Source organism: Pseudomonas peradeniyensis (genome assembly GCF_014268935.2).
Taxonomy (GTDB): domain Bacteria; phylum Pseudomonadota; class Gammaproteobacteria; order Pseudomonadales; family Pseudomonadaceae; genus Aquipseudomonas; species Aquipseudomonas peradeniyensis.
Genome location: NZ_JABWRJ020000001.1, coordinates 124,212 through 148,102, shown reverse-complemented (window position 1 = coordinate 148,102; position 23,891 = coordinate 124,212). Strand labels below are relative to the sequence as shown.

General features: G+C 62.7%; 19 protein-coding genes. 6 read left to right on the top strand and 13 right to left on the bottom strand.

Annotated elements, in window-relative coordinates:
• Positions 1–645: 645 nt before the first annotated feature.
• From HU751_RS00580 to HU751_RS00560, 5 genes are all read left to right on the top strand, one after another.
• Positions 646–3,525: a ribonucleoside-diphosphate reductase subunit alpha gene (locus HU751_RS00580; RefSeq protein WP_186733820.1), complete on the top strand. Its 2,880-nt coding sequence runs from the start codon at positions 646–648 to the stop codon at positions 3,523–3,525.
• Positions 3,526–4,163: 638 nt separating this feature from the next.
• Positions 4,164–5,414 (top strand): ribonucleotide-diphosphate reductase subunit beta, encoded by a 1,251-nt coding sequence (locus tag HU751_RS00575; RefSeq protein ID WP_050704266.1) that lies wholly within the window; start codon positions 4,164–4,166, stop codon positions 5,412–5,414.
• 195 nt (positions 5,415–5,609) lie between these two features.
• Entirely contained in the window at positions 5,610–6,146 is a 537-nt protein-coding gene (locus tag HU751_RS00570) for a BRO-N domain-containing protein (protein WP_186733821.1), read from the top strand.
• Between the two features lie 334 nt (positions 6,147–6,480).
• Positions 6,481–6,744, top strand: a complete 264-nt coding sequence (locus HU751_RS00565; protein WP_186733822.1) for a hypothetical protein — start codon at positions 6,481–6,483, stop codon at positions 6,742–6,744.
• The gene (locus tag HU751_RS00560; RefSeq protein WP_186733823.1) at positions 6,731–7,465 is read left to right on the top strand and encodes an ATPase; all 735 of its coding nucleotides are present in this window, start codon (positions 6,731–6,733) and stop codon (positions 7,463–7,465) included. Before HU751_RS00565 ends, HU751_RS00560 begins: the two co-directional genes overlap by 14 nt.
• A 102-nt stretch (positions 7,466–7,567) precedes the next feature.
• Here the strand turns inward: HU751_RS00560 and HU751_RS00555 are convergent, their stop codons facing one another.
• The 7 genes from HU751_RS00555 to HU751_RS00525 all read right to left on the bottom strand — a co-directional run bounded on the left by HU751_RS00555 (position 7,568) and on the right by HU751_RS00525 (position 15,605).
• Positions 7,568–7,888, bottom strand: coding sequence for a helix-turn-helix domain-containing protein (locus tag HU751_RS00555; RefSeq protein WP_186733824.1), 321 nt, complete (start codon positions 7,886–7,888; stop codon positions 7,568–7,570).
• Between the two features lie 258 nt (positions 7,889–8,146).
• Positions 8,147–8,617: a GNAT family N-acetyltransferase gene (locus HU751_RS00550; RefSeq protein WP_186733825.1), complete on the bottom strand. Its 471-nt coding sequence runs from the start codon at positions 8,615–8,617 to the stop codon at positions 8,147–8,149.
• A gap of 327 nt (positions 8,618–8,944) precedes the next feature.
• The gene (locus HU751_RS00545) at positions 8,945–9,952 is read right to left on the bottom strand and encodes a sulfate ABC transporter substrate-binding protein (RefSeq protein WP_186732399.1); all 1,008 of its coding nucleotides are present in this window, start codon (positions 9,950–9,952) and stop codon (positions 8,945–8,947) included.
• Positions 9,953–10,000: 48 nt separating this feature from the next.
• Positions 10,001–10,183 carry a sulfur starvation response protein OscA gene (gene oscA, locus HU751_RS00540; RefSeq protein WP_016489716.1) on the bottom strand — a complete coding sequence of 61 codons (183 nt, stop codon included), beginning with the start codon at positions 10,181–10,183 and terminating at the stop codon, positions 10,001–10,003.
• Between the two features lie 219 nt (positions 10,184–10,402).
• A complete protein-coding gene (locus HU751_RS00535) occupies positions 10,403–13,456 on the bottom strand; it encodes an efflux RND transporter permease subunit (protein ID WP_186732398.1) in 3,054 nt (1,017 codons plus the stop codon).
• Positions 13,453–14,520, bottom strand: a complete 1,068-nt coding sequence (locus HU751_RS00530) for an efflux RND transporter periplasmic adaptor subunit (RefSeq protein WP_186732397.1) — start codon at positions 14,518–14,520, stop codon at positions 13,453–13,455. Before HU751_RS00530 ends, HU751_RS00535 begins: the two co-directional genes overlap by 4 nt.
• Positions 14,517–15,605 (bottom strand): efflux RND transporter periplasmic adaptor subunit, encoded by a 1,089-nt coding sequence (locus tag HU751_RS00525; protein WP_186732396.1) that lies wholly within the window; start codon positions 15,603–15,605, stop codon positions 14,517–14,519. Before HU751_RS00525 ends, HU751_RS00530 begins: the two co-directional genes overlap by 4 nt.
• A 140-nt stretch (positions 15,606–15,745) precedes the next feature.
• Here HU751_RS00525 and HU751_RS00520 point away from each other — a divergent pair, with 140 nt between their 5' ends.
• A complete protein-coding gene (locus tag HU751_RS00520; protein WP_186732395.1) occupies positions 15,746–16,912 on the top strand; it encodes an AAA family ATPase in 1,167 nt (388 codons plus the stop codon).
• A 73-nt stretch (positions 16,913–16,985) separates the two neighbouring features.
• Here the strand turns inward: HU751_RS00520 and HU751_RS00515 are convergent, their stop codons facing one another.
• The 6 genes from HU751_RS00515 to HU751_RS00490 all read right to left on the bottom strand — a co-directional run bounded on the left by HU751_RS00515 (position 16,986) and on the right by HU751_RS00490 (position 23,877).
• Positions 16,986–17,879 (bottom strand): ABC transporter permease subunit, encoded by an 894-nt coding sequence (locus HU751_RS00515; protein WP_028688537.1) that lies wholly within the window; start codon positions 17,877–17,879, stop codon positions 16,986–16,988.
• Complete coding sequence (locus HU751_RS00510) at positions 17,876–18,757, bottom strand: ABC transporter permease subunit (RefSeq protein ID WP_186735789.1); 882 nt, start codon at positions 18,755–18,757, stop codon at positions 17,876–17,878. The genes HU751_RS00515 and HU751_RS00510 overlap by 4 nt, the downstream gene beginning before the upstream one ends.
• Positions 18,758–18,792: 35 nt before the next feature.
• Positions 18,793–19,935 carry a polyamine ABC transporter ATP-binding protein gene (gene potA, locus HU751_RS00505; protein ID WP_028688539.1) on the bottom strand — a complete coding sequence of 381 codons (1,143 nt, stop codon included), beginning with the start codon at positions 19,933–19,935 and terminating at the stop codon, positions 18,793–18,795.
• A 57-nt stretch (positions 19,936–19,992) separates the two neighbouring features.
• Complete coding sequence (locus HU751_RS00500; RefSeq protein ID WP_186712570.1) at positions 19,993–21,087, bottom strand: polyamine ABC transporter substrate-binding protein; 1,095 nt, start codon at positions 21,085–21,087, stop codon at positions 19,993–19,995.
• Between the two features lie 161 nt (positions 21,088–21,248).
• Positions 21,249–22,346, bottom strand: coding sequence for a polyamine ABC transporter substrate-binding protein (locus HU751_RS00495; RefSeq protein ID WP_011536274.1), 1,098 nt, complete (start codon positions 22,344–22,346; stop codon positions 21,249–21,251).
• Between the two features lie 169 nt (positions 22,347–22,515).
• A complete protein-coding gene (locus HU751_RS00490; protein ID WP_186735788.1) occupies positions 22,516–23,877 on the bottom strand; it encodes an aspartate aminotransferase family protein in 1,362 nt (453 codons plus the stop codon).
• Positions 23,878–23,891: the final 14 nt, after the last annotated feature.

Here is a 23,891-nt window from a genome sequence, read left to right as displayed (position 1 = left end):
GTCCCGCCCCCACCCCTGCCAACCACCCAGAACGCCCCACGACTGAACCGTTTTTTGTGATAGGGTGCGCGCCCGAAAAAATCTGCGCGGCGACATAGCACAGACAAAAAATAGTGCAAACCTCTTGGGACAAGGGCTACAGCGAATACCCACGGATCACTCACAAAGTACCCACAAGTTATCCACAGGCGCTCACCTTGCAAAGCCCCCGAGACCGCATTATCTTGTATCCCTATCGCAGCGAACCACTAGATGTTGGGTTTCGCGCAAAATCACAAACACAAGTCGCCAGGCAAATTCAAGCGAATTTACCGACTGAACTTAACGTGATTTCAACAGCCAAACCGCTCCTGCGGAGGGCGACCGAGGCAAGCCGCAGACGGCCTTGTTCGGGTATGAGTGTTGCAGGCGGTGCCTTGCCACTCATCAGCAACAGATTTTGGGTACGCCCAGAACCTTTGACTTCGGCCAGGGAGCGGCAGGTTATTGCCCCTTATTCCTGAGTCTGTCCCGAAGTCGGTAAGCCCGAGCGGGCGTATGCGCGTGCATGACGCCTCCCCGCCCGGGCCATCGAGCAAGTGGACGGAACGGTGGGCGCCCCAACAAGGCGCCTGAACAAACTAGAAACTGTGGAGACACCCACCCATGCAAACCGACACAACTCGCGAGAACCCGCAGGGCAAAGCGCCGCAGGCCGCCGATTCCAATCAGGATCTGGCAGCCACCGCGCCTGGCCAACTGCGCGTGATCAAGCGCAACGGCACTGTCGTCCCCTACACCGACGACAAGATCACCGTTGCCATCACCAAGGCGTTCCTCGCAGTTGAAGGCGGCACCGCCGCCGCCTCGTCGCGCATCCACGACACCGTCGCGCGCCTGACCGAGCAGGTCACCGCCACGTTCAAGCGTCGCATGCCATCGGGTGGCACCATCCACATCGAAGAAATCCAGGACCAGGTCGAACTGGCCCTGATGCGCGCCGGCGAGCAGAAAGTCGCCCGCGACTACGTGATCTACCGCGACCAGCGTGCCAAAGAGCGCGCCACCCGCTCCAATGCCGACGCCGTGGTCGAGCCGCACCCAAGCATCCGCATCACCCTCGCCGACGGCAGCCTGGCGCCTCTGGACATGGCCCGCCTGAACACCATCATCAGCGAAGCCTGCGAAGGCCTGGCCGAAGTCGATGGCGACCTGATCCAGCGCGAAACCCTGAAGAACCTGTACGACGGCGTGGCCCTGAAGGACGTCAACACCGCCCTGGTAATGACCGCCCGTACCCTGGTCGAGCGCGAGCCGAACTACTCGTTCGTCACCGCCCGCCTGCTGATGGACACCCTGCGCGCCGAAGGCCTGGGCTTCCTGGGCGTGGCCGACAGCGCCACCCACCACGAGATGGCCGACCTGTACGCCAAGGCCCTGCCGGCCTACGTCGAGAAAGGCGTCGAGTTCGAACTGCTTGACCCGGCGCTGAAAGGCTACGACCTGGAGCGCATGGGCAAGGCGATCAACCACGAGCGCGACCAGCAGTTCACCTACCTGGGCCTGCAGACCCTGTACGACCGCTACTTCATCCACAAGGATGGCGTGCGCTTCGAGCTGCCGCAGGTGTTCTTCATGCGTGTGGCCATGGGCCTGGCGCTGGAAGAGAAAGATAAAGAAGCCCGTGCGATCGAGTTCTACAACCTGTTGTCGTCCTTCGACTACATGGCCTCGACCCCGACCCTGTTCAACGCCGGCACCCTGCGTCCGCAGCTGTCCAGCTGCTACCTGACCACCGTGCCGGACGACCTGTCGGGCATCTACCACGCGATCCACGACAACGCCATGCTGTCGAAATTCGCCGGTGGCCTGGGCAACGACTGGACCCCGGTGCGTGCACTGGGCTCGTACATCAAGGGCACCAACGGCAAGTCGCAAGGCGTCGTGCCGTTCCTGAAAGTGGTCAACGACACCGCCGTCGCCGTGAACCAGGGTGGCAAGCGCAAAGGCGCCGTGTGCGCCTACCTGGAAACCTGGCACCTCGACATCGAAGAATTCATCGAGCTGCGCAAGAACACCGGTGATGACCGCCGTCGTACCCACGACATGAACACCGCCAACTGGATCCCTGACCTGTTCATGAAGCGCGTCTTCGATGACGGCAAGTGGACCCTGTTCTCGCCATCGGAAGTGCCTGACCTGCACGACCTGACCGGCAAGGCCTTCGAAGAGCGCTACGAGTACTACGAAGCCCTGACCGAGTACAACAAGATCAAGGTGTTCAAGACCATCCAGGCCAAAGACCTGTGGCGCAAGATGCTGTCGATGCTGTTCGAGACCGGCCACCCATGGCTGACCTTCAAGGACCCGTGCAACCTGCGCTCGCCCCAGCAGCACGTGGGCGTGGTCCACAGCTCGAACCTGTGCACCGAGATCACCCTGAACACCAACAAGGATGAGATCGCGGTCTGCAACCTGGGCTCGATCAACCTGCCGAACCACATCGTCGACGGCAAGCTGGACACCGCCAAGCTGCAACGCACCGTGAACACCGCCGTGCGCATGCTCGACAACGTGATCGACATCAACTACTACTCGGTGCCGCAAGCGCGCAACTCGAACTTCAAGCACCGCCCGGTCGGCCTGGGCATCATGGGCTTCCAGGACGCGCTGTACCTGCAGCACATCCCGTACGGTTCCGATGCTGCCGTCGAGTTCGCCGACAAGTCGATGGAAGCGGTCAGCTACTACGCGATCCAGGCTTCCTGCGACCTGGCCGACGAGCGCGGCGCCTACGAGACCTTCCAGGGTTCGCTGTGGTCCAAGGGCATCCTGCCGCTGGACAGCCAGCAGATCCTGATCGAGGCCCGTGGCCAGAAGTACATCGACGTCGACCTGACCGAGAGCCTGGACTGGGCACCGGTGCGCGAGCGCGTCAAGAAAGGTATTCGTAACTCGAACATCATGGCCATCGCGCCGACCGCGACCATCGCCAACATCACCGGCGTGTCGCAGTCTATCGAGCCGACCTACCAGAACCTGTACGTGAAATCGAACCTGTCGGGCGAATTCACCGTGATCAACCCGTACCTGGTCCGCGACCTGAAGGCCCGTGGCCTGTGGGACTCGGTAATGATCAACGACCTGAAGTACTACGATGGTTCCGTGCAGCAGATCGAGCGTATCCCGCAAGAGCTGAAAGACCTGTACGCCACCGCGTTCGAAGTCGAGACCAAGTGGATCGTCGACGCCGCCTCCCGTCGCCAGAAGTGGATCGACCAGGCCCAGTCGCTGAACCTGTACATCGCCGGCGCTTCGGGCAAGAAGCTGGACGTGACCTACCGCATGGCCTGGTACCGTGGTCTGAAGACCACCTACTACCTCCGTGCCCTGGCCGCGACCAGCACCGAGAAGTCCACCATCAACACCGGCAAGCTCAACGCCGTGTCGAGCGGCGGCGACAGCGCCCCGGTCCAGGCCGCCGGCCCAGCCCCGGTACCGAAGGCCTGCGCCATCGACGAGCCGGATTGCGAAGCCTGCCAATAAGGCCTTCGCAGCGCTGAGCTGAACATGCCGCCTCAATCGCCCTCACGGGTGGCTGAGGCGGCATTTTTTTGCGCCCCGACATCCCCCTGCGGGAGCGGTGCGTGGGAACGGCACGTGGGAGCGGGCTTGCCCCGCGACAGGGCCCCTACAGGCAATGCACCCCCTAGGCCCTGACCAAGATCAAAACACCATATGTAGCGCCAAACAAAAAAAATCCTACTACATATAGGATCTAATCCCATTTAGGGCTAGACTCTTACCCCGTGACGAACCACCGGTATCCAGTGAACGGAAGCACGTAATGCAGGTCGAAAATTTACCGCCCTGCGCCCTCTGCGCCGCCCCGATCCAAAGTGATTTCCGGTATACTTCGCGGCCCCAAAAAGGGATGAGCCAATGATCGACTGCGTGAAGCAAGCCCCCCGGGGCCACACCGCAGGTTTTATCGTTGCCGTACAGCTTCCAGGTGCCCTGCCCCCTCGCCCGAGTGCAGGCCAGGCGCCGACCCGAACACCTTCAAACGTGACGAGAGCCCGCTCTCACTGCTTGCCGCAGCGCCCGTTGGCGTCGCGCCGTACAGGCATCACTTCAAAATCCAACCGGTTGCCCCGCGCAACCCTCTAGCAGGAGCCAGGACCATGCTGAGCTGGGACGAATTCGACAAAGAAGACGGTGAAGTCGCCGCCAAAGGCAACACCCCCGCGCAGGCCGCAGCCGCCACCACCCTCGACAAGCTCGACAGCGCCGGCGGTGCCGCCGCCCTGGAAGCCCGCGCCGCCACCGCCGCCGACTCCGACGCCGTCAAGCGCGCCAAGGCTGCGCTGGACGCCCTGGACATCGCCGAAGGCCTGGCCGAGCTGGAAGGCTCCTCGGCCCGCGTCGCGGTCGATGAAAAGCGCATGATCAACTGCCGCGCCGACCTCAACCAGCTGGTACCGTTCAAGTACGACTGGGCCTGGCAGAAGTACCTCGACGGCTGCGCCAACCACTGGATGCCGCAAGAGGTCAACATGACCGCCGACATCGCCCTGTGGAAGAGCATGGACGGCCTGACCGAAGACGAGCGCCGCATCGTGATGCGCAACCTCGGCTTCTTCTCCACCGCCGACTCGCTGGTGGCCAACAACCTGGCCCTGGCCGTGTACCGCCTGATCACCAACCCGGAGTGCCGCCAGTACATCCTGCGCCAGGCCTTCGAAGAGGCGATCCACACCCACGCCTACCAGTACTGCATCGAGTCGCTGGGCATGGATGAAGGCGAGATCTTCAACATGTACCACGAGATCCCGTCGGTCGCGAAAAAAGCCGCCTGGGGCCTGAAGTACACCCGCGCCATCTCGGACCCGGAGTTCAACACCGGCACCGTCGAGACCGACAAAGAGCTGCTGCGCAACCTGATCGCCTACTACTGCGTCCTGGAAGGCATCTTCTTCTACTGCGGCTTCACCCAGATCCTGTCCATGGGTCGCCGCAACAAGATGACCGGCGTCGCCGAGCAGTTCCAGTACATCCTGCGCGACGAGTCCATGCACCTGAACTTCGGCATCGACGTGATCAACCAGATCAAGATCGAGAACCCGCACCTGTGGGATGCCGCGATGAAGGAAGAGGCTACCCAGATGATTCTGCAGGGTACCCAGCTGGAGATCGAATACGCCCGTGACACCATGCCACGCGGCGTGCTGGGCATGAACGCGGCGATGATGGAGGATTACCTCAAGTTCATTGCCAACCGTCGACTGACTCAGATTGGGTTGAAGGAAGAGTATCCGGGGACTACCAACCCGTTCCCATGGATGAGCGAGATCATGGACTTGAAGAAGGAGAAGAACTTCTTTGAGACTCGGGTTATCGAGTATCAGACTGGTGGTGCTCTGAGCTGGGATTGATCGTCCAGCTATCCAGAAAGGCTGCCCTTGGGCAGCCTTTTTTATTTACCGAGCCTCAAAATCAAGAAACCTCCTACATACGTATCACTACTTAACCAAAGGAAACCACGGTAGTTTGTCTGAGCGCTAAGAACGCTCACATGGCGGAATTCCGTTCCCGTTAGAAACGGCTCTCCCTGACTTGGATAGCCCATCATGACTCACTACTCCTCCACCCTCTTCACCCGCCACAACCGCCCCCTCCACACCCTCTGGCTCGAATCCCAAGCCTGGTTTTGCGCCCACGAACTCGGCCGGATGACCGGGCGCTTCTTCGACGAACACTGCATCCGCAAGCTCGACCCGGACCAGCATTGCACCATTCAGCTGCTGCGCTACGGCCAGTACAGCGAGACCACCATGGTCAGCGAGTCCGGTGCCTATACCCTGCTGGCCCATCATCACATTCCGGAAAACCGCCACCTGCGCCACTGGCTGACCCATGAGGTGGTGGCGGTGCTGCGCGATGGGCAGGACTCGGCGCTGGAAGACCTGCCGCGCCTGGGCAGGATGTGCTGGCCGGGTGGGCATACGGCGAGTCTGTTGTATTGGCAGAGTGAGCCTTGGGTACGTATGCGGGATATGCCGGTGGTGATGGCGGCGGAGAGGCCCGTGGTGGTGCCCGAGCGGCGCAAGCTGAGCTGGAAGGAATGTGCGCAGCGGGCGTTGCGGTTGCATGGGGTTGGGGATTGAAGATCCCAGGGGCCGCTCTGCGGCCCTTCGCGGGTAACCCCGCTCCCACTCAAAGCGGTAATGGCAGAAGAAGGGCTTGCCCTCGCCACAAAGGGCATCGATGTGCCGGACTGGAACATGCCAGTCACGTGGTCGAGGGCAAGACCATTGATGAGTTTAAAGCAGATCATGAGCCTTGCGACATCGAAGGCATGCACAACCGACACGACCCGATGCAGAGCGATGCGCTCATAGCTTGTACCAATAAGACACCTCGCGCCCCTGTTTGGTAACGCTAGCCAGCGCTACAATGGCACACATCGCGTCTTCGCACCTGACTGGCCCAGGAGACCCCATGGCAACCGTTCAGAAAAAACAGCTCAGTGACGCAGCACTCGAAAATCTGGAAAGCCAGATTCCAGAAATGGCAGCTGCTGCTACGCGCCTTGCCTACTACCGCGCCGTCGCAGCAGGGCACACCGTGGTTACCGTCGAGCAGGATCGAATCGTAGCAACCCACGCTGACGGGCAGGTTGAGGTGTTGGTCGAATCCCGGCCACGGCGCAAGGTCCAGAAAGGCCAGGTCCTTACCGTTCGCAAGATCGATGGGCGCGCCTAAACTGAGGGTTTTTGCCGGGCCCAATGGCTCCGGCAAAAGCACCATCAAGGATCAGATCCCGGCAGGCCTGATAAATACCTACATCAATGCAGATGACTTGGAAAAAGCTGCACGTGCAACCGGCTTCATCAATCTGGCCGAATTCAGTATCAGCCCGCCTCTCCAGAAGCTGACTACCTTCCTGGCTAATCACCCCTTGCTGATCAAGGCGCAGCTGCAGCACACCGTAGGTGCAATAGCGCTTAGTGGGCAGTGCATAGACCTTCGCGCTATCACCATGAACTCCTACTATGCCTCGGTCATTGCGGACTTCATCCGGCATGAGCTTCTCGAGCGTAAAGCCAGTTTCACCTTCGAGACTGTCATGTCGTCGGCCGAAAAGGTCAGGTTCATGAATGAGGCCCAACAACAGGGTTATCGAACCTACCTGTACTTCGTCGCAACCAACTCACCCCAGATCAATATCCTGAGGGTGGCTAACAGGGTCGAAGACGGCGGACACGACGTACCTAAGGACAAAATCGTCCAGCGCTACGCCCGCACCCTGGCACTGCTGCCCGAGGCTATCGCGACCACCAACCGCGCCTACATTTTCGATAACACCGGTGACGAATCGATTTTTTTGGCTGAGATAACCGATGGCACGGCACTCGAATTCCATCAGGATGAAATGCCGGATTGGTTCCTGGATGCATATGTGAGCAAAGTGCTGGAAACGTGAAGCCAGCGTAGTAACTGCCCCTTCATCAACCCCTCCCGACAGTCGTGTGGGATGCAGGATCCGCGAATCCACGCCAAGAGGTCGGTAGCTTGGCTGTCAGACTCAATCTTGGTCAAGTTTCTTGCGAATGCGCTGACGCTTGGCCCCCAGTTCATAACGCTGCCACTGCGCAAGGCTGTCGAGCTTGGGCAGGAACAGGGTCTCGAGCTCCTTGCCACGTCCCAGCACCATGGCAACCCGCACCAGGTTTTCGAACCCGACATTACGCCCTGCTTCCAGGTTCGACACCGTATTGGTAGCGATACCTGCGCGACCGGCTACCTCCGCTTGCGTCATCTGCTGGGCAAGCCGCTCGGTGCGCAAACGCTCGCACAACGCCCTCATGAGTTCGCTGGGTTTGGTAAGACTTAAATCCAACTTCATGTGTGTTAACTCAATAAATCGCAGTTAAGGCACAAAATATTGGATTAAGTATTCCTCTGCCATAAAAAGGATCGTCTTTCTGAATGGTCTGACAACACCGTAAGACTCAGGCAGATTTCAAAGGAGGATTTCTAATGGCTGGGGCGTGGGAGTGGCACTGCGCCGCAGGAGATTGCACCGCAAAGCCGGTGCTCCCCTTCGCAGGGCAAGCCCGCTCCCACGCCCTTATCTGCTCACAATGGACTTAGCACAATGGCCTTAGTGAGCAACATCCAACGGCATCCGGTACTCGATCACCCCCGGCTTCTCGGCAATCCAGTCATACAACCGCTGCGCAGTCCGGTTGGTCTCCTGGGTATGCCAGTACAGCCGGTCGCACTGCTGCTGCCGGGCCTGGTCCTGGACGTACTCGATCAGTTTCTTGCCGATCATCCGCCCCCGGGCGCTCGGGCACACGTACAGGTCTTCCAGGTAGCAGAAGTCGTTGCGTCCCCAGGTCGAGCGGTGGAACACATAGTGGACGAAGCCGAAGAGCCGCTCGCCGTCGGTGGCCACGGCGCAGTGCATGGGTTCGGCAGGGTCGAAGAAACGGGCCCAGGTGCGCTCGGTGATGGCTGGGCCCAGGTCTACCTGGTAGAAGGCCTGGTATTGCGCCCAGTAGTCGTGCCAGGGCTGGAGGTCGGTTTGCTTCACTTCGCGGATGAAGACGGGTGGTTGGGTGGTGGTCATTGGTGGAACCCCTTTTTGGGCAAAGCAGTGTGGATGAGTGAGGGGGCCGGCCTGCCCGTAGCGCTTGCCTTCCTTGGTGGTTGCTTGCGGGCTTGGGTTTTATAGCGGATAAATGGTTGGTTTTTACCTGCCAATTAGCTGGTAGTTGCCAGACCAATTTGGGACTCTGGATAGGGGCAAGGCTTGAGATTGCCGGGGGCGCATTGCGCCCCTTTCCGACCGGTCCGGCGCCCCGGCAAGGCCGCTCCTACAGGGGATCGCGGATTCTTGTAGGAGCGGCCTTGTGTCGCGAAAGGGCCGCACAGCGGCCCCGCTTCTCCTTACCGCTTACTGTGCCTGATAGATCTGATCAAACACCCCACCGTCATTGAAGAACTTCGGCTGCGCAGTCTTCCAGCCGCCGAAGTCCTTGTCGATGGTCACCAGGTCCAGTTTCGGGAACTGCTTGCCGAATTCGGCGGCGACCTTGGCGTCACGCGGACGGTAGAAGTTCTCTGCGGCGATCTTCTGGCCAGCTGGGCTGTACAGGTGCTTGAGGTATTCCTCGGCGATCTTCTCGTTGCCCTTCTTCTCGGCGTTCTTGTCGACCACCGCCACCGGTGGCTCGGCCAGGATCGACAGCGAAGGCACGACGATCTCGAACTTGTCGGCGCCGCCGTCTTCCTTCAGCGCCAGGAAGGCCTCGTTCTCCCAGGCCAGCAGCACATCGCCCTGGCCGTTGTTGACGAAGGTGATGGTCGAGCCACGGGCGCCGGTATCGAGCACCGGCACGTGCTTGAACAGCTCCTGCACGTAGGCCTTGGCCTTGTCTTCATTGCCGCCGGCCTTCAGGCCGTAGGCCCAGGCGGCGAGGAAGTTCCAGCGGGCGCCGCCGGAGGTTTTCGGGTTGGGAGTGATGACCGAGACGTCCTTCTTGATCAGGTCGCCCCAGTCCTTGATGCCTTTCGGGTTGCCCTTGCGCACCAGGAACACGATGGTCGAGGTATACGGCGTGCTGGCGTCCGGCAGGCGCTTCTGCCAGTCCTCCGGCAGGGTCTTTCCGAGCTTGGCGATCTCGTCGATATCGCCGGCCAGGGCCAGGGTCACCACGTCGGCGCGCAGGCCGTCGATGACCGCGCGCCCCTGCTTGCCCGAACCACCGTGGGACTGCTGGATCTTCACCTTGTCGCCCGGGTGGGCGGCTTGCCAGTGCTTGATGAACTCGGCGTTGTACTGCTGGTACAGCTCGCGGGTCGGGTCATAAGACACGTTCAGCAGTTCGTAGTCCTTGGCGATCGCGGAACCGGCAAAAACGGCACTGGCCAGGGCGGCAAGCGCATAACGGCGGATGGACATGGTGAAGCTCCCGATTGGCATTTTTCTAGTTTTTGAAGTGATGCGGTGTCAGCCGGACTTGTTGCCGGGCTGCTGCAGGCGGAACTTCTCCTTGCGTTCGATCTGCACCACCTGGGCGTTGTGCACGGTGATCTCCACCGCGCCGAAGCGCAGGTCGCGCAGTGCGCTCTGGATTTCACGCAGAATGGTGGCTTCGTCCTGACCGTCGATGCTGCGCAGAGATGCACTCATGCTCGTTCTCCTGTGAGTAAGGGTGCCGGGCAGAGGTTTGAAGGGGATTTGCGCCTGGCTTGAAGGCAATACTAGTGAGGCGCGGATATTCTTAAAAATACTGTTTAAGAATGTTTATATAACTGCTTTTGCGAATCGTGGGAGCGGGCTTGCCCCGCGATGACATGAATGGGTTCACCATCGTCATCGCGGGGCAAGCCCGCTCCCACGAAGTGCGCGTCAGGACTCGCGCTTTGGCTCGCGGATCTTGTACCAGGCCACATACAGCGCCGGCAGGAACAGCAGCGTCAGCAGCGTTGCACTGATGATGCCGCCGATCATGGCGTAGGCCATCGGCCCCCAGAACACTTCCCGTGCGATCGGGATCATGCCCAGGCTCGCCGCCGCGGCCGTCAGCAGGATCGGCCGGCGCCGGTGATTGGTCGCCTCCACCACCGCATCCCAGGGCGAATAGCCCTGCTCCTCGAACTCGTCGATCTGGGTCACCAGGATCACCGAGTTGCGGATGATGATCCCGGCCAGGGCGAGGATCCCGAGGATCGCCACAAAGCCCATCGGCGTGCCCGTGGGCACCAGCGCCAGCACCACGCCGATCAACCCCAGGGGCGCGACGCTGACCACCAGGAACAGCTTCTGCACGCTGTGCAGCTGGATCATCAGGAAGGTCGCCATCAGGAACAGCATCAGCGGGATAACGTCGGCGATCGGCCCCTGGGCCTTGCTGCTCTCCTCCACCGTACCGCCGGTGGCCACGTCGTAGCCCACCGGCAGCTTGCTGGCGAAGTCATCGATGCCGGGCTTGAGCTCGGCCACCAGGTCGGTGGGCTGGATGTCACCGACCACCGAGGCCTTGATGGTGATGGTCGGCTTGCGGTCGCGGCGCCATACCAGCGGCTGCTCCTGCTCGTAGCGCACGGTGGCGAAGGCCAGCAGCGGAATCGAGGCGCCGCTGGGCGTGACGATCTGCAGGTTCTGCAAGGTATCCGGCGAGCCGCGCTCGCTGTCTTCGGCGCGGGCCACCACATTGACCAGGTAGATGTTGTCGTTGACCTGGGTGACCGGCACGCCGCTGACGATGCTGTTCATCACATTGGCCACGTCCTCGGACGACAGGCCCAGCTGGCGCGCCTTGTCCTGGGCGATCTCGATGCGCAGCACCTTGCCGGGCTCGTTCCAGTCGTAGATCATCTCGCCGATGTGTTCGTTGCTGTCGAGCAGGGTCGCCAGCTCGATGGCGTGCCTGCGCACCTGGTCGATGTCCTTGCCGCTGACCCGGTACTGGATCGGTCGACCCACCGGCGGGCCCATCTCCAGCGACTGGACGTTGGTGCCGATGCCGACGAACTCCTCATGCAGCAGCTTCTGCAGGCGCTGCATCATGCCCTCGCGCTCCTCGAAGCCCTTGCTGACGATCACCAGCTGGGCGTAGTACGGGTTCTGCAATTGCTGGTCGAGGGGCAGGTAGAAGCGGATCGCGCCCTGGCCGATATAGGTGCTCCAGCGCACCAGGTCCGGGTCGTCCTTGATCCTCGCCTCCAGGCGGTCGACGACCTTGCGCGTTTCCTCGATCGAGGCATTCTGCGGCAGGTTCAGGTCGACCAGGATCTCCGGCCGGTCCGACGACGGGAAGAACTGGTTCTGCACGAAGCGCATGCTGAAGATCGACAGGGCAAACAGCAGCACCGTGCCGATGATGGTCAGCCAGCGGTGGCGCATGCACCACAGCAGCCCGCCCTCGAACGCCCGGCCGACACGCCCGGGCTCGGCCTCGTGGGGTTTGAGCTTGCTGCTGCTGAGAATGTGCACGCCCAGCACGGGGGCGAAGAACACCGCCACCACCCAGGACACCAGCAAGGCCACGGCGATCACCGCGAACAGCGTGTAGGTGTACTCGCCGGCGGAACTGGCGTTGAGGCCGATCGGCACGAAGCCGGCCACCGTCACCAGGGTGCCGGTGAGCATGGGGAACGCCGTGGAGGTGTAGGCGAAGGTGGCCGCCTGCTCCTTGGTCTCGCCCATCTCCAGGCGCGTGACCATCACCTCGACGGTGATCATCGCGTCATCCACCAGCAGCCCCAGGGCGATGATCAGCGCACCGAGCGAGATCCGCTGCATGGTGATGTCGCTGTACTCCATGAACACGAAGACCATGGCCAGCACCAGCGGAATCGAGCAAGCCACCACCAGCCCCGCGCGAATACCCAGGCTGACGAAGCTCACCGCCAGCACGATCACCACCGCCTCGAACAGCGCGCTGGTGAAGCCACCGACTGCCTGCTTGACCACCACCGCCTGGTCGGACACGTTGTGCACGCCAACGCCCACCGGCAGGTCGCGGACGATGCTGTCCATCCGCGCCTTCAGGGCCGCGCCGAACACCTCGATGTTGGCACCGGCCTTCATGCCGATCGCCAGGCCAATGGCGGTCTGGCCATTGAAGCGGAACATCGGTGAAGGCGGGTCGACATAGCCGCGCTCGATATCGGCGATGTCGGCCAGGCGGAAGAACCGGTCGTTGATGCGCAGGTTCACCGTCTCCAGGTCTTTCTCCGAAGCGAACTGCCCGGTGGTGCGCACCGAGATGCGCTCGGGCCCGGCCTCGATCACCCCGGCCGGGGTCACCGCGTTCTGCTGCTGCAGGGCCTGCATGGCCTGGCGCTGATCGATGCCCAGTGCGGCCAGCTTGCGGGTGGAAAAGTTCAGGTACAACACTTCGTCCTGGGTGCCGATCAGCTCGACCTTGCCAATGTTGGGCACTTCGCGCACCTCGGCCCGCGCCACCTCGACATAGTCGCGCAACTGGCGCAGGGTGAGGCCGTCGGCGGTGAACGCGTAGATCGAGCCAAACACGTCGCCGAACTCATCGTTGAAGGCCGGCCCCTGGATACCTGCGGGGAACTGCCCGCGGATGTCCTGGATCTTCTTGCGCACCTGGTACCAGATCTCGGGGATGTCCTTGGCCTTGGTGGTGTCGCGCAGGTAGACGTAGACCGTGGATTCGCCCGGGCGGGTGTAGCTCTTCACGTAGTCGAGCGAGTCGAGTTCCTCGAGCTTCTTCTCGATGCGGTCGGTGACCTGGTACAGGGTCTCGTCCTGGGTGGCGCCCGGCCAGCGGCTCTGGATGACCATGGTCTTGATGGTGAAGGACGGGTCCTCCTCACGACCAAGGTTGAAGTAGGAAAAGATCCCCATCAGCAGACCGACGAACATCAGGTACCAGACGAAGGACTGGTGCTTCAGCGCCCACTCCGAGAGGTTGAAGCTTCCTTTCATTGCGCGTCCTCGTCGAAGGTGACCTTCTGGCCGGGCTTGAGACTGTTCACCCCGGCGGTCACCACGCGCTCGCCGGGCTGCACGCCGGAGGCCAGGACGATGCTGTCGGCGGTACGCTCGATCAACGCGACGTCGCGGGTGGCCACGGTTTTCTGCTGCGGATCGACCACCCACACCTGGGTCTTGCCATCACGTTCAAGCAACGCGGTCAGCGGCAATTCGCTGCGCGGGCTCACCGCCGAGGTCAGGGTGACGCTGACCGCGGTGCCCAGGTGGAAGGCATCGGGCGTGCTGGTCAGGGTCAAGCGGGCGCGGCGGGTACGGGTGGTGGCGTCAGCCTGTGGCTCGAGCTCGCGCAGCGTGGCGGTGGTATTGATGCCCGGGTCGAGCTGCGAAGCGACGGTAAAGGTGAGGTCCTTGTTCAGCTGTTCGGCGAGCGGAATCGGCAGGTCGATCACCGCCTCCTTGACGTCAGGGCGGGCCAGGGTGACCACGGCCTGACCGGCACTGACGGTCTGCCCCGCCTCGGCCTGCCAGGCGGTGACCACTGCCGCATGATCACTGCGCAGGGTGCTGTAGCCGAGCTGGTCGCGGGCCTGGCTGACCGCCGAGCGCGCCTGCTCCAGCGCGGCACCGGTAGTTTTCAGGTCGGTCTGGGCGATGTCCAGCTGGGCCTGGGCGCCGACACCGCGGTCATACAGCTGCTGCTGGCGGCGGGCATTGGCCTGGGCATTGATCCATTGCGCCTGGACCTTGGCCAGGTCGCCTTCGGCGGCGCGCAGCTGGTTCTGCTGGTCGGTCGGGTCGAGGGTGGCCAGGGTGTCGCCAGGGCTTACCCGGGCGCCGACATCCAGCCAGCGCCGGGCGATGCGTCCGGACACCCGGAACCCCAGGGTGCTTTCGAAGCGGGCCTGGATGGCGCCGGCAAAGCGGCCCAGCTGCGACTGTACCTGCGGCTCGACCAGCGTCGACAGCACCGGGCGTATCGCCTCAGGCGGCGCCTCATCGCTCCCGCAGGCCCCCAGCATCAGGCTGGCGGACAGTATCAGCAACTGACGTTTCATGGCGCGGCCCCTCCGTCCTTGGCGGTGACCTTCTCGACCTGCATGTCCGGGTGCAGCAGCTGTCCACCGCCCACCACCACGATCTCGCCGCCCTTGATACCGTCAGCAATCACTACCTTGCCGGTGAGGTAGCGCGCGACCTGGACCTTGCGCAATTCGACCTTGTCGCCCTCGCCCACCACCCACACCGCCGGCTCCTTCAGCGCCTTGGTCAGCGCCGACCACGGCAATTCGATGCTTGGCCGGCCCTGGGTGTTGCCAGTGGCCGTGACCGGTGAGCCCAGCTGCATGCCGGCCGGCACGTTGCGCAGCGCGACCTTGACTTGCACCGTGCCGCTCTCGGCGGACACCGTCGGGGTGATCTCGCGGACCCGGCCTTCGGCCTTGATTGCCGGGTTGTCCAGCAGGCTGACGACGACGCCCTCGTCGCTGGGGGATTTCACCAGCAGCGATTCGTAGACATTGAACACCGCGTCACGGTCGCCATCGACCGCCAGGCTGAAGATCGGCATGGTCGCCTGCACCACCTGGCCGACCTCGGCCTGGCGCGCGGTGATCACCCCGTCGGCTTCGGACACCAGCGCCGTGTAGCTCAGCTGCTCGTTGGCGTTGGCCAACTGCGCCTGGGCGGCCTTGAGCGCACTCTGGCTGCTGCGCAGCGCGGCTTCGGCAGAGTCGTACTCACTCTGGCTGGTGTAGCCCTTGGGCAGGAGCTTCTGCTGGCGCACGAACGCGGCGCTGGTCTGGGTGACCCGGGCCTGCTCGGCGAACACTTCGGCCTTGGCCGAGTCGACGTTGTTCTGCAGGTCCTTCGGATCCAGGCGCGCCAGCACCTGGTTGGCCTTGACGTGGTCGCCGACATCGACGCTGCGGGCGATGATCTTGCCGCCCACGCGGAACGACAGGTCGGTCTGCACCCGCGCCTGCACGTCACCGGTCAAGGTGACCCGGGCGGCGAAGTCGGTGGGCTGCACCTGTTGCACCGCGACCCGGGGCAATACCGGGGCGGCCTCCTCCTTGCCACAGCCCGCAAGCATGAACAGCAGCCCCAGGCAAACGACCATCGGCGGACGCGTTACCGTCATGCAGGCTCCTTGCTTCGACAAAGGGAGAGAGGGATGCGTTTGAAGCGTAGATCAGGGATGGACAAACGACACCGATGTCGGCTCAACAAAGCACAGCACTATCGGCGATACTGCCAGCCAGACGCTCAAGGACACCGCCGATGCTGACCACCCTGGCCATTGCCAACTATCGCTCGATCAACCAGCTGGTGATGCCGCTCGGGCGCCTAAACGTGATCACCGGTGCCAACGGCAGCGGCAAGTCCAACCTATACAAGGCCTTGCGCCTGCTGGCCGAGACCGCCCGCGGCGGCGTGGTCAACGCGCTGGCTGCCGAGGGCGGGCTGGAGTCGACCTTCTGGGCCGGCCCCGAGAAGCTCACCCGGCGCATGCTCAACGGCGAGGTGCCGGTGGAAGGCGGGCCACGCCAGCAAGCCAGGCGCCTGAAGATGGGCTTCGCCGGCGAAGAATTCGGCTACGCGATCAGCCTCGGCCTGCCCGAACCCAGCCGGTCGCAGTTCGCCCTGGACCCGCAGATCAAGCAGGAGACGATCTGGGCCGGGCCCCTGTGCCGACCCGCCAGCCAGCTGGTGCAGCGTATCGCAGGGATGGTCAAGGCCCGTGACGGGCGCCAATGGCAGGTGTTGCACCAGCACATGACCGAGTTCGACAGCCTGTTCGACCAGGTCGGCAGTCTCCAGGGCTCCCCCGAGGTATTGCATCTGCGCGAACAGATCCGCAGCTGGCGTTTCTACGACCATTTTCGTACCGATGCCGAAGCCCCTGCCCGGCAAGCGCGGCTGGGCACGCGCACGCCAGTGCTGCATCACGACGGCCGCGACCTCGCCGCCGCGCTGCAGACCATCGACGAGATCGGCGACCTGCAGGCCCTGCAGGACGCCGTGAGCGACGCCTTTCCCGGCGCCCGGCTCGCGGTCGACGCCCAGCCCGGCGGCCTGTTCGGCCTGCGTTTCCACCAGGCCGGGCTGCTGCGGCCGCTGAGCGCCGCGGAGCTGTCCGACGGGACCCTGCGCTACCTGTTGCTGGTGGCCACCCTGCTCACGCCGCGCCCGCCGAGCATGATGGTGCTCAACGAGCCGGAGACCAGCCTGCACCCCGACCTGCTGCCGGCACTGGCACGCCTGATCCGCCGCGCGGCACAGCAATGTCAGGTATGGGTGGTATCGCACGCGCCCCGGCTGGTGGCGGCGCTGGAGGAGGATGCCGACTGCAATTCGATCCACCTGGAGAAAACCTTGGGGCAGACCGGTATCGTCGGGCAGGGCATGCTGGATGAGCCGGCCTGGAACTGGCCGGACCAAGGCTGAAATGATCGCGGGGCAAGCCCGCTCCCACGCTGGTCATTGGCGTGGGAGCGGGCTTGCCCCGCGATGCGTCGGATCAGGCCTGCGCAGTGGCCTGGGCCGGACGACGGACCTGCGGCTGCGAGACGTTCGCCGCGGCGCCCTCTTCGATGGCCTGCTGGATCGCCCGGCGGCGACGCTCTTCGGCCTGGCGGCTGAAGTACCAGACCAGGAAGGTCACCAACGACACCGACAGCAGGATCAGGCTGGCAACGGCGTTGATCTCCGGCTTCACGCCCAGGCGCACGGCCGAGAACACTTCCATCGGCAAGGTGGTCGAGCCCGGGCCGGAAACGAAGCTGGCCAGCACCAGGTCATCCAGCGACAGGGCGAACGACATCATGCCGCCCGCCGCCAACGACGGCGCGATCATCGGGATGGTGATCAGGAAGAACACCTTCCACGGCTTGGCACCCAGGTCCATGGCCGCTTCCTCGATGGACAGGTCCAGCTCGCGCAGGCGCGCCGACACCACCACCGCCACATAGGCGGCGCAGAACGTGGTGTGGGCGATCCAGATGGTGACGATGCCCCGCTCCTGGGGCCAGCCGATCATCTGCGCCATGGCCACGAACAGCAGCAGCAGCGACAGACCGGTGATTACCTCGGGCATCACCAGCGGCGCGGTGACCAGGCCACCGAACAGGGTGCGGCCCTTGAAGCGGGTGACCCGGGTCAGCACGAAGGCCGCCAGGGTGCCCAGCGCCACCGCGGCGACCGCCGTGTAGCAGGCAATCTCCAGCGAACGCATCACCGAACCCATCAGCTGGGTGTTGTCGAGCAGGCCGACGTACCACTTCACCGACCAGCCGCCCCACACCGTCACCAGTTTCGAGGCGTTGAACGAGTAGATCACCAGGATCAGCATCGGCAGGTAGATGAACAGCAAGCCGAGCACCAGCATCAGCTTGGAGAAACTGAAGCGTTTCATGCGCGGCCCTCCATCTCTTTGGCCTGGCTACGGTTGAACAGCAGGATCGGCACGATCAGGATCGCCAGCATCACCACCGCCAGGGCGGACGCCACCGGCCAGTCGCGGTTGTTGAAGAACTCCTGCCACAGCACTTTACCGATCATCAGGGTTTCCGGGCCGCCGAGCAGCTCGGGGATGACGAACTCGCCCACCACCGGGATGAACACCAGCATGCAGCCGGCGATGATGCCGTTCTTCGACAGCGGCACGGTGATCTTCCAGAAGCTGTTGAAGGTGCTCGAACCCAGGTCCGAAGCAGCCTCGAGCAGGCTCTCGTCATGCTTCACCAGGTTGGCGTACAGCGGCAGGATCATGAACGGCAGGTACGAATAGACCACGCCGATATACACCGCCAGGTTGGTGTTGAGGATCTGCAGCGGCTGGTCGATCAGGCCCAGCCACAGCAGGAAGCTGTTGAGCAGCCCGTTGTTGCTGAGAATGCCCATCCAGGCATAGACGCGGATCAGGATCGCGGTCCAGGTCGGCATCATGATCAACAGCAACAGGACGGTCTGCGACTCCTTCTTGGCCTTGGAGATGGCGTAGGCCATCGGATAGCCGATCAGCAGGCACAGCAAAGTGCTGAAGAAGGCCACCTTCAACGAGCCGAGGTAGGCCGCGATGTACAGCTCATCCTCGGTGAGCAGGCCGTAGTTGGCCAGGTTCAGTACCAGCTGGACCTTGCCTTCCAGATACGTGTAGATCTCGGTGTACGGCGGGATCGCCACGTCGGCTTCGGCAAAGCTGATCTTCAGGACGATGAAGAACGGCAGCATGAAGAACAGGAACAGCCAGATGAACGGCACGCCGATCACCAGGTGCCGTCCTTCGGGGATCAAGCGCTGGAGGGCTCGTTTGAGCTTTCGTGGTTTCATGAGCGCAGTACCACGCCGCTGTCGTCTTCCCACCACACGTAGACTTCGTCATCCCAGGTCGGGCGGGTGCCCTGGCGCTCGGCGTTGGCGACGAACGACTGGACGATCTTGCCGCCGGGCAGCTCGACGTAGAACACCGAGTGGCCGCCGAGGTAGGCAATGTCGTGGACCTTGCCGCGCGACCAGTTGTGCTCGCAGGTCGGCTGCTCGGTGGTGACCAGCAGCTTCTCCGGACGCAGGGCGTAGGTGATGTGCTTGTCCTCGACCGAGGTGGTGACGCCGTGGCCGACGTAGATCTTGCGCTCCAGTTCCGGGCTGGCAATGATCGCGTGGCCTTCGGCGTCGTCGACCACCTCGCCCTCGAACAGGTTGACGTTGCCGATGAACTCGCAGACCAGGCGGCTGGTCGGGGTCTCGTAGACGTCGATCGGGCTGCCGATCTGGGCGATCCAGCCCAGGTGCATGATGGCGATGCGCTGGGCCATGGTCATGGCCTCTTCCTGGTCGTGGGTCACCATCACGCAGGTCACGCCCACGCGCTCGATGATCTCCACCAGCTCCAGCTGCATCTGCGAGCGCAGTTTCTTGTCCAGCGCGCCCATCGGTTCGTCGAGCAGCAGCAGCTTGGGACGCTTGGCCAGAGAGCGGGCCAGGGCCACGCGCTGGCGCTGGCCACCGGACAGCTGGTGCGGCTTGCGCTTGGCGTACTGGGTCATGTGCACCAGCTTGAGCATCTCGGCCACGCGGGCGTCGATCTCGGCCTTGGGCATCTTGTCCTGCTGCAGGCCGAAGGCGATGTTCTGCGCCACGGTCATGTGCGGGAACAGCGCGTAGGACTGGAACATCATGTTGATCGGCCGCTCATAGGGCGGCATGTCGGTGATGTCGACGCCATCGAGGAAGATCCGCCCTTCGGTCGGACGCTCGAAGCCGGCCAGCATGCGCAGCAAGGTCGATTTGCCAGACCCGGAGCCACCCAGCAGGGCGAAGATCTCACCCTTGCGGATTTCCAGGGACACATCGTCCACGGCTACCGTTTCGTCGAATTTTTTCGTGACCCGGTCGATCTTGACCAGCACCTGCTTGGGTTGCTGGCCACCCTCGAGGGCTTTCTTATAGGCACCGGAGGCAACTGCCATGAGTGAAACTCCCAACAAGATTTATGTGCCCGCCGCTGCGCTGGCGGGCCTGGATTGTTACTTGCCCGACTTGACCTTGGTCCAGCTGCGGGTCATCAAACGTTGCACCTTGGGTGGCAACTCGGCGTTGACGAACATCTTGTCCAGCACTTCCTGCGGTGGGTAAACCGCGGCGTCAGTCCTCACGGCCTGGTCCATCAGGTCGCCAGCCTTGGGGTTCGGGTTGGCGTAACCGACGTAATCACTGACCTGGGCGATCACCTCAGGTTTCAGCAAATAGTTGATGAAGGCGTGGGCCTCCTTGACGTTGCTGGCGTCCTTGGGAATCGCCAGCACATCGAACCAGAGGTTGCCGCCTTCCTTGGGAATGGCGTAGGCCAGCTTCACGCCCTTCTTCGCTTCTTCAGCGCGGGCCTTGGCCTGGAAAATGTCGCCGGAGAAGCCGGCGGCCACGCAGATGTCGCCGTTGGCGAGATCGGTGATGTACTTCGAGGAGTGGAAATAGGTCACGTACGGGCGCACGGCCAGCAGTTTCTCTTCCGCCTTCTGGTAGTCCTTGGGGTTGCTGCTGTTCGGGTCCAGCCCCATGTAGTTGAGCACCGCAGGGAGCATCTCGTCGGCCGAGTCGAGGAAGGCCACGCCGCACTTGCTGAGCTTCTTCATGTTCTCGGGTTCGAACAGCACCGCCCAGGAGTCGATCTTGTCGGTGCCCAGCGCCGCCTTGACCTTCTCGACGTTGTAGCCGATGCCATTGGTGCCCCACAGGTAGGGGACGGCGTACTGGTTGCCCGGGTCGTTCTTCTCCAGGCGCTTCATCAGCGCCGGGTCGAGGTTCGCGTAGTTGGGCAGCAAATCACGGTCGAGCTTCTGGAACGCGCCCGCCTTGATCTGCTTGCCGAGGAAATGGTTGGACGGCACGACCACGTCATAGCCGGTGCGTCCGGCCAGCAGCTTGCCTTCCAGCGTCTCGTTGCTGTCGAAGACGTCGTATTTCGGGGTGATGCCGGTTTCCTTCTGGAAATCGGCGAGGGTATTCGGGCCAACGTAGTCGGACCAGTTGTAGATGTGCACCGTGGGCGCCGCTTGGACGCTGCAAGCCAGCGTCAGACCCGCTCCGGCCATCAAGGCCTTGCGAAATACAGAAATAGACAAGTGGGTGGTCCTCACAATCAGTGCCTCAAGTGGCGGAAAAACTCGGCCGCACACGCAAAACCGGCGCGCAACTTACCTTCACGGCGTGGATGCCGCAAACTTATTTGCCTTTACCTGCCTCCGGGCCGGGAAACCCCGGCCCAGAGGGCCTTGCATCAGGCTTACTTGCCCGACTTGATCTTGGTCCAGCTGCGGGTGATCTCGCGCTGGGCGGTCTTCTCCGGTGCCTTGATGGCGTACAGCTTGGCCTTCACTTCATCGGACGGGTAGATCGCCGGATCGCTGGTGATCTCTTTGTCCACCAGCGGGGTGGCGGCCTTGTTGCCGTTCGGGAAGCGCACGGCGTTGGTGATGCCCGCCATCACTTCCGGCTGCAGCAGGAAGTCCATGAACTTGTAGGCGGCTTCGACGTTCTCGGCATCCTTCGGAATGGCGACCATGTCGTAGAAGGTACCGGCACCTTCCTTCGGAATGGTGTAGCTCAGCTTGACCTTGTCGCCGGCTTCATGGGCACGGGCCTTGGACTGCTCCAGGTCACCCGAGTAACCCACGGCCACGCAGATGTTGCCGTTGGCCAGGTCCGAGATGTACTTGGAGGAGTGGAAGTAGGTGATCGAAGGACGGATCTTCAGGAACAGGTCTTCCGCGGCCTTCAGGTCTTCCTTCTTGGTGCTGTCGCTCGGCAGGCCCAGGTAGTGCAGCGCGGCCGGGATCATTTCGGTCGGGGCATCGAGGAAGCTCACGCCGCAGCTCTTGAGCTTGGCGATGTTCTCGGGCTTGAACACGGCATCCCACGAGTCGATCTTGTCCACGCCAAGCGCGGCCTTGACCTTCTCCGGGTTGTAGCCGATGCCGATGGAGCCCCACATGTACGGGAAGGCGAACTTGTTGCCCGGGTCGCTGGCATCACCCACGGCCTTGAGCAGCGCCGGGTCGAGGTTCTTCCAGTTGGGCAGCTTGGAGCGGTCCAGTTCCTGATAGACGCCCGCCTTGATCTGCTTGGCCAGGAAGTTGTTGGACGGCACGACGATGTCGTAGCCCGACTTGCCCGCCAGCAGCTTGGCTTCGAGGGTCTCGTTGCTGTCGAAGACGTCGTAGACCACCTTGATGCCGGTCTGCTTCTCGAAGTTGGCCACGGTGTCCGGGGCGATGTAGTCCGACCAGTTGTAGACGTGCAGCACCTTGTCGTCAGCCTGAACAGCGGTGGCCATGGCACCCATCAGGGCGGCGGCCAGCAGCGTCTTGCCCAATTTCTTCATGCGTAATGCTCCAGAATTTATTATCAAGCCATCTGTTCAGCAGCCAGGTACCACGGGACGCGCGTTGGGCGACTAAACAGCCGTTAGTCTGGCAAGTTACAAGGCGCTGTTTCAACAGAAGCAGGGCCTTGCAACGACATTAATGTCACCTCGCCAGCCTAGCAGACTGTCATTTCACCGCCTCGTAGGTCAGATCCAGGCACTTGCGCGCCTTTTCCACCAGTTCGTCGATCTCTTCGCGGCTGATCACCAGCGGCGGCGCGATGATCATGGTGTCGCCCACCGCGCGCATCACCAGGCCGTTCTCGAAGCAGTGGGTGCGGCAGATCATGCCGACGCCCTTGCCCTCGTAGCGGCTGCGGGTGGCCTTGTCCTTGACCAGCTCGATCGCGCCGAGCAGGCCCAGGCCGCGTACCTCGCCCACCAGCGGGTGGTCCTGCAGCTCACGCAGTCGTTTTTGCAAATACGGTGCCGTTTCGTTGCGGGCACGCTCGACAATCTTCTCGTCACGCAGGATGCGCAGGTTTTCCAGGCCCACCGCCGCCGCCACCGGGTGCCCGGAGTAGGTAAATCCGTGGTTGAAGTCGCCACCTTCGCTGATCACCTTGGCCACTGTGTCACGCACGATCACACCGCCCATGGGGATGTAACCGGAGGTCAGGCCCTTGGCGATGGTCATCAGGTCGGGCGCAAGGTCGTAGTAGTCGGAGCCGAACCACTCGCCGGTGCGGCCGAAACCGCAGATCACTTCGTCGGCAACGAACAGGATGTCGTACTTGGCGAGGATCTCCTTGATCTTCGGCCAGTAGGTCTCAGGCGGAATGATCACCCCGCCGGCGCCCTGGATCGGCTCGGCGATGAAGGCGGCGACGTTGTCCTCGCCGACTTCGAGAATCTTCTTCTCCAGCTGCTCGGCCGCCCACACGCCGAATTCGTCCGGGGTCATGTCGCCCCCCTCGCCGAACCAGTACGGCTGCGGGATATGCACGATGCCCGGAATCGGCAGGCCGCCCTGCTCGTGCATGCCACTCATGCCGCCCAGGCACGCACCCGCAAAGGTGGAGCCGTGGTAGCCGTTGATGCGGCCGATGATGGTCTGCTTGTGCGGCTTGCCCTTCAGCGCCCAGTAGTGGCGGACCATGCGCAGCACGGTGTCGTTGCCCTCGGAACCGGAACCGGTGAAGAACACATGGGTCATGCCCTTGGGCGCCACGTCGGTGATCGCCTTGGCCAGCTCCAGCGCCGGCGGGTGGGCGGTCTGGAAGAACAGGTTGTAGTACGGCAGTTCGCGCATCTGCTTTTCTGCCGCCTGCACCAGCTCTTCGCGGCCATAGCCGACCGCCACGCACCACAGGCCGGCCATGCCGTCGAGGATCTTGTGCCCCTCGCTGTCCCACAAATGCACGCCCTGCGCCTTGGTGATGATGCGCGGCCCCTTCTCCTTCAGCTGCTTGTAGTCGCTGAAAGGTGCAAGGTGGTGCTCGCCGCTCAGGGTTTGCCATTCACGGGTTTGCGGGTTGTTGACGCTCATGTGCCTCTCCATTT